General features: G+C 75.6%; 1 protein-coding gene. It reads left to right on the top strand.

Annotation, left to right across the window (positions count from 1 at the left end):
- Nucleotides 1-26: 26 nt before the first annotated feature.
- Nucleotides 27-2144: polyketide synthase dehydratase domain-containing protein (locus CXR44_RS38650; RefSeq protein ID WP_144070257.1), on the top strand; the 2118-nt coding region annotated here is incomplete at its 3' end.

The following is a 2144-nucleotide window of genomic DNA, read 5'->3' as shown; positions in this document are numbered from 1 at the left end:
CGTTCCATGCGCCGTCCATCCCGGTCGTGTCGACGTTGACCGGGCAGCCGACTCCGGAGATCGCCACGGCGGGTTACTGGGTGCGGCAGGTACGAGAGCCGGTGCGCTACGCCGACGGGCTCGCCGACCTGGTCGCCCGGCGAGCCACGGTGCTCGTGGAGGTGGGGCCCGACGGCGTGCTCGGTGCGATGTCGCCCGACCACCGCGTCATCCCGCTGCTCCGCGCGGGCCGCGACGAGCCGCGCACGCTCCTCGCCGCGCTGGGCGAGGCCCACGCGCGCGGGATGGCGGTGTCCTGGGAACGACTGTTCGCCGGCACGCGCGCCAAACTGGCCGACCTGCCCGCCTACCCCTTCCAGCGCCGGCGCTACTGGCTGCCTCCTGCCTCCGGCGTGGACGCGGGCGCTCTGGCCCCGACGGGTCACCCGTTGCTCAGCGGGGCCGCGGAACTGGTCGAGGGCGGCGGCCTGCTGCTCACCGGCCGGCTCTCCCTGGCCTCGCAGCCATGGCTGGCCGATCACGTGGTGCTCGGTTCCGTGCTGCTGCCCGGTACCGCGTTCCTGGAGCTGGCGCTGCAGGCGGCGGCCCGCGCGGGCTGCGACCGCGTCGAGGAGCTCACCCTGCAGGCGCCGCTGGTGCTGCCGGAACGGGGGACCGTACAGATCCAGGTGGAGGTCGGCCCGGCCGACGAGTCGGGGCGGCGCGCCCTCGCGATCCACTCACGCCCGGAGGAGCCCGGCGACGCGGACGACGGCTGGGTGCGGCACGCGGGCGGCTTCGCGGGCACGCGGCCGGAGCCGGACCTGACCGCCGATCCGGCCGCCGACCTGACCGCCTGGCCACCACCCGGCGCCGAACCGGTCGAACTCGGCGGGCACTACGAGCTGATGGCCGGGCGCGGCTACCCCTACGGGCCCGCCTTCCAGGGCCTGCGCGCGATGTGGCGGGCCGGCGAGGAGGTGTACGCCGAGGTCGCGGCGGACCTGGACACGCAGGCGTACACGCTCCACCCGGCGCTCCTCGACGCGGTCCTGCACGCCCTGGCCGCCGGCGACCTGCCCGACGGTCGGGTGCTGCTGCCGTTCTCGTGGGCCGACGTCTCTCCCCGTGCCACCGGCGCGGCGACCCTGCGCGCGCGCCTGCGGCGCACCGGCCCCGACACCCTGGTCATCGACGTCGCCGACGGCTCCGGCGTCCCCGTCGTGTCGGGTGCGGCACTCACCCTGCGGCAGGTGACCGCGGACACGCTGTCGCAGGGACGCCGGAACGCGGGCGCCCTGTACCGGGTCGAGTGGCAGCCCATCGGGACACCCGCTGGGATGCCCGCTGGGACGCCCGCTGGGACACCCGCTGGGATGCCCGCTGAGACGCCCGCTGAGACGCCCGCTCCCCCGCCCGCCCGGTGGACGCTGCCGGACGGCCGGGAGCCCTACCTCGTCCAGGACGCCATGGCCGCCGACGCGCCCGACGTCGTCGTGACCTCCTGCGCTGGAGAGGACCCCGTCGGCGCCGTGCACCGGGTGCTGGGCCTCGTCCAGGACTGTCTGGCCGCCGACGGCTCCCGGCTCGTGGTCGTCACGCAGGGGGCGATGGCCGTCGGCGGGGAGGTCGGCGATCCGGCCGGCACGGCGGTCTGGGGGCTGGTGCGCTCGGCCCAGACCGAGCACCCGGACCGGTTCACGCTGGTGGACCTCGACGGGGACGGTGCGGGCCGCGTCCTGATCCCCGCCGCGCTCGCCACCGGAGAGCCACAGATCGCGATCCGCGGCGGTGAGCTGCACGTGCCCCGCCTGGCCGAGTACTCCGCCACGCCCGCGCCCTGGACGGCCCCCGGCGGGACGGTGCTGGTCACGGGCGGGACCGGGACGTTGGGCCGGTTGGTGGCGCGTCATCTGGTGTCGGTGCACGGGGTGCGGGAGGTGGTGCTGGTCGGTCGGCGTGGTGGTGTGTCTTTGGAGGGTTTGCCGGGTGTGCGGGTGGTGGCGGGTGATGTGACGGATCGTTCGGCGATGGCGGCTTTGGTGGAGTCGTTGCCGGATCTGTCGGTGGTGGTGCACGCGGCCGGTGTGGTGGATGACGGGGTGGTCGCCGGGTTGAGTGCGGAGCAGGTCGATCGGGTGCTGGCCGCGAAGGTGACCGGCGGC

The sequence above is a fragment of the Nonomuraea indica genome (genome assembly GCF_002850745.1).
Lineage (GTDB): Bacteria > Actinomycetota > Actinomycetes > Streptosporangiales > Streptosporangiaceae > Nonomuraea > Nonomuraea indica.
The sequence above is the reverse complement of the archived record's forward strand: the minus strand, read 5'-3'. Positions and strand labels throughout refer to the sequence as shown.